General features: G+C 67.8%; 3 protein-coding genes and 1 pseudogene. 1 reads left to right on the top strand and 3 read right to left on the bottom strand.

All coding sequences use genetic code 11. From position 1 onward, the window contains the following. Window positions 1–255: 255 nt before the first annotated feature. Window positions 256–993, bottom strand: coding sequence for a phosphotransferase (locus tag ABZ826_RS38905; protein WP_361459263.1), 738 nt, complete (start codon window positions 991–993; stop codon window positions 256–258). A gap of 224 nt (window positions 994–1,217) precedes the next feature. On the opposite strand from ABZ826_RS38905, the gene ABZ826_RS38900 reads away from it, so the two are divergent. Next, the gene (locus tag ABZ826_RS38900; protein WP_361459261.1) at window positions 1,218–2,699 is read left to right on the top strand and encodes an IS66 family transposase; all 1,482 of its coding nucleotides are present in this window, start codon (window positions 1,218–1,220) and stop codon (window positions 2,697–2,699) included. A gap of 156 nt (window positions 2,700–2,855) precedes the next feature. Here the strand turns inward: ABZ826_RS38900 and ABZ826_RS38895 are convergent, their stop codons facing one another. Further along, window positions 2,856–3,557 carry a hypothetical protein gene (locus ABZ826_RS38895; protein ID WP_361459259.1) on the bottom strand — a complete coding sequence of 234 codons (702 nt, stop codon included), beginning with the start codon at window positions 3,555–3,557 and terminating at the stop codon, window positions 2,856–2,858. A gap of 224 nt (window positions 3,558–3,781) precedes the next feature. Next, window positions 3,782–4,003: pseudogene (locus ABZ826_RS38890) on the bottom strand (GNAT family N-acetyltransferase); the annotation flags it as partial. Window positions 4,004–4,090: the final 87 nt, after the last annotated feature.

Genomic DNA, 4,090 nt, shown 5'->3' with positions numbered 1-4,090 from the left:
CGGCCACGGGCCAGACCGGCCAGTGCTTGTGGACTGCGCTCCCCACCGATCAGCGCCTCCAGCATGGCGCGTCCCGAGACACCGAAGAGGTTGGTCGAAGGACACGTCAACCGGATCAAGATGCTCAAGCGCCAGATGTTCGGCCGCGCTGGCTTCCAACTTCTCCGCAAACGAGTTCTGCTGTCGTAACGAGAGCGGCAGCCCGTACTCAGCCATATCCAGCTCGTGTTCGTGAGATGACCGGCACCCAGTTGGTCAGCGCAAGGCACGATCCAAATTGACTCGGTGATCGGAGACCCACTGATACGCCTCCTGAACCTCTGTCACTACCCCAGCGTCACGGAGACGGATCATCGCGAGGTCTCCAGAGTCCGCAGCAGCCTCAATACCGCGCCAGCACCTGTCCTGCCACCACAAGATCGCAGAGACGAGATCACGACGGTCCACGAGCTCGTAACTGTCAGCGATCAACCGCAACCGTCGTGCAGCTTCGACGGCGTCTCCGACGCTCGGCCCGAGTCCGAGGTACTGCCAACAAACGTGGGCGACATCATGGATGCGCGCGCCGGGGGCAGCCAGATCCCAGTCGATAAAGGCCACCGGGCGCAAGGCGCCGCCGACAGGTCGATAGACCGTGTTCTTGGGCGCGAGGTCGTTATGACATACGACCTCATGTGATCCGGCCAGTGCGGTGCCTGCCGTCAGGTCGTGGAACTCCCGCACAAGCTGCGTGACCCGCAGCAGACTCTCGTCGGAGTACACGGCCAGCGGCTGCTGCGGTTCCCAGGCCACATGCCCATCGAGGTAGGTGAGGACCTGGCGGCCCTCCTCGTCGATTCCGCGGTAGCGCGGCGCGCCGGGCCAGCCGCTGGCCTCAAACATCTTCAGCAGGTCGCCGATGAACCCGGTACGGGCCGACGTGGGCCGGCGCACCGTGGCGCCGACACGCACCACGTGATTGATAAAGCCACCAGGCAAGGACGACTCAGGCATCCCCCTACTGTGCACGATCTTGACCTCGAACTCTCAACAAATTCCCCGCTACTCAACGTGCACGCGTCACGGAGTGTGTGCCAGAACCCGAAGTGGTGAAAATCTGCTGCCCGTTCTCGTGGACAAAGCCAGCCCGGAGTTCCTCACCGGGGAACTCCAGGTAGCTGTTCAGCCTGAGTGGCCTGTGTGATTCACGAGGTTGCTGATCCACTACTGTTTCGATCATGGGTTCCGGGTCGGAGGTGGAGCGCGACGACGTCGCGGTGCTGCTCGCGGCCAAGGACGCCGAGATCGACGCGCTGACCGCGCGGATAGCAGAGCTCGAAGGGTTGGTCGCGGCGCTTCACGTGCAGATCGGCCGCGACTCCTCCAACAGCTCCCAGCCGCCGTCGTCGGATTCGCCGTTCGTGAAGAAGCCGACGGCCAAGCGCTCGTCGCGGCAGCGATCGGGGAAGAAGCCGGGCAAGCAGCCCGGGTCCGGTGGGTCGATGCTGAGCCTGGTCGAGGATCCCGACGAGGTGTTCCAGGTCCCGGCTTTGCAGTGTTCGTGCTGCGGGGCGGGGCTGGCCGGGGCGCCGGTGGTCGGCACCCGCCGGCACCAGGTGGTCGACGTTCCGCCGGAGCCGCCGCGCCCGCGGGTGACGGAGTACCGGGTGCAGTCGGCGTGCTGCCCGGGCTGCGGCGTCGTGACCGAGGCGGTGCACCGGGAGGTGCCGGCGGCGCCGGTCCCCGGCGCGGCGAGCTACGGGCCGCAGGTCAAGGCAAGGGCGGCGTGGCTGACGTGCGCGCATTTCCTTCCGGTGCGCCGGGCCCGCCGGATCGTCAACGCGCTGGGAGGGTTCGCGGTGTCCGACGGGTTCATTGCCGGGATGCGCGGCGCGGCCGCGCGGCTGGTCGAGGAGCGGTTCCTGCCGCATGTGCGGGCGCTGATCGCCGCAGCTCCGGTCGCGCACGCCGATGAGACCACGGCCCGGTGTGAGGGACGACTGCGCTACCTGCACGTCGCGTGCACCGAACACCTGGCCGCGATGCACGTCGGAGACCGTTCTGCGGACACGATCGACGCCGGGGGCATCTGGCCGGCGTTCACCGGCGTCCTAGTCCGCGACGGCTACTCCGGCTACGGACACCTGACCGACATTGACCACGCCTGGTGCGGCATCCATCTGGTCCGAGACCTGCGCGCGGCGTCTGACGCGGACCCCGAAGGCCAGTTGTGGGCCACCGCCATGGCCGACACCCTGCTGCTGGCCAACACCACCGCGCACACCGCCCGCAACCAGGGCCGCGACGCGCTGTCCGAGAAAGAGCTGACCGTGATCCGCAACCGCTACGCCGGGGCGATCGGGCTGGGCCGGGAGCAGAACCGGCACGGCCGCGACCCGCTGCACGACACGGCCAGAACCCTGCTGCGACGCTTCGAGCGACATCAGGACATGATCCTGAGATTCACCGTGAACCTGCAGGTCCCGTTCACGAACAACACCGCCGAGTTGGCTGCCAGATCCGCCAAGGTGCAGCAGCGCACCTCCGGCGGCTGCTGGCGCACCCTGACCGGACTCATCGACTTCGCCGCCGTCCAGTCCTATCTGTCCACCGCCACCAAATGGGGCATCGATACCCTCGACGCCATGACCCGCCTGTTCACCACAGGACCCTGGCTTCCACCCGCCCCGACCCCGGACACCGCCGCACACCCCGCCTGACCGAGATCGCTCAAAGCCGAGCGTGAACGGGGACCGCAGGTGGGCGTGGGCCTTGTCGAGTGCCCCGTGCCGGCCCGAGAGGTCGCAGCCCGTCGCCGCCAGCGACTGCCGCTGACACCGGCGACTCCGGGCGCTCATGCTGAAGCAGGACAGGGGTCAGCCCCAGTCGAAGGTCAGCAGGGCCAGTCGTTCGACGGGCTCGAAGAAGAGCAGGATCCAGTCGGCGCCGCTGCGGCGGTAGTGGTAGCCCGGCACCGCCGCCACGAAGCGGAACCGGTGTCCGGCCGGGCTGATCGGTCTGGCCTCATCGTCGGCGTACTCCAGCGGGAAGTACCCAGTCTCGGACCAATTGCCGCCCTCGTCGGAGCCGCCGAGCTGTTCGAGCAGCGCCACCGCACCGCCGGACCCGTGGAACGGGACGCCGTCGGCGTCGAGCATGAGCAGCCTGCCCTCGCGGCGGAACCAATCCCGGTGCAGGCGGTAGCTCTGCTCCTCACTGTGGCAGTGCTCCTCCAGCTTGGCACGGAAGCCATCGCACGGATCCGGCATCTCCTCCGGGGTTGTCGCCCGGGCGAAGTAGCGTACGTCGCCGAGTAGGCGGTAGCGGTCGCCCTCCAGCGCGAATCCGAGCCAGTTGGTGGTTTGCAGCGGCGAATGGAAGGCCCCGGTGTGGTCGCCGAGGAAACCCTCCATCGGCTCCAGCGGGCTGAGCAGGTGGATCCACCCGTGCCAGGCCGGGTCGATGCCGGCGAGATCGATCGAGATCAACGGGTGCAGGTGCTCGGCCAGTTCGGCCTGGTCGGGGACGAACACATCGGCGGGCTCGGGAAAGACCCGCAGGCCCGGCCCAGCCGTCATCACGTCTTCCATCATCCCCAGAGCCTCCCACAATCGGTCCGGTAGCAGGCGGGCGGGAGGACGGGCTGAACAGCTACAACTCCAGGGTTCCCATATCCCCTCGGGCGTCGTGTTCACCGTGCTCGCCGCTATGTCCGGCATGGAACGCGAGTACATCCACAACCGCGCCCTGGAAGGCCATGAATCCGCCCACAAGCGCGGCAGGACCATCGGCGGAGCAGGCGTCACCGACGACCACGATCCAGATCCAGGCAGAGGCTCAATTGGCTGCCGGGTTCCCGGAATCCGAGTGCCCGCGCGACCCGGCGGGAGGCCGGTGGACGTGCCCTCCACTGAGGGAGCAAGCCCGCCGCGAGCGCATGCGCCACCGCTGCGGAAGCCGTCTGCCGGGCCAGTTGACGGCCTCGCCACTGCGGGGCGGTCAGCACACAGACTTGCGCGGTCTCAGAGCCTGTCGGGTGGCTGATCATGCGTGATGCGTGACGGTCGTGATCTGCCCTCCGGGCATGGAGACGGCCCCGGAATGATCACGT

This window comes from Streptomyces sp. NPDC047515 (assembly GCF_040643055.1).
GTDB lineage: Bacteria > Actinomycetota > Actinomycetes > Streptomycetales > Streptomycetaceae > Streptomyces.
Note: the sequence above shows the minus strand (reverse complement) of the source record. Positions and strands in the feature narration are given on the sequence as shown.

Bases quoted from the DNA above. Each gene is read 5' to 3' on its own strand.
- ABZ826_RS38905 (WP_361459263.1), bottom strand. From the start codon at position 993: ATGCCTGAGTCGTCCTTGCCTGGTGGCTTTATCAATCACGTGGTGCGT.
- ABZ826_RS38900 (WP_361459261.1), top strand. From the start codon at position 1,218: ATGGGTTCCGGGTCGGAGGTGGAGCGCGACGACGTCGCGGTGCTGCTC.
- ABZ826_RS38895 (WP_361459259.1), bottom strand. From the start codon at position 3,557: ATGACGGCTGGGCCGGGCCTGCGGGTCTTTCCCGAGCCCGCCGATGTG.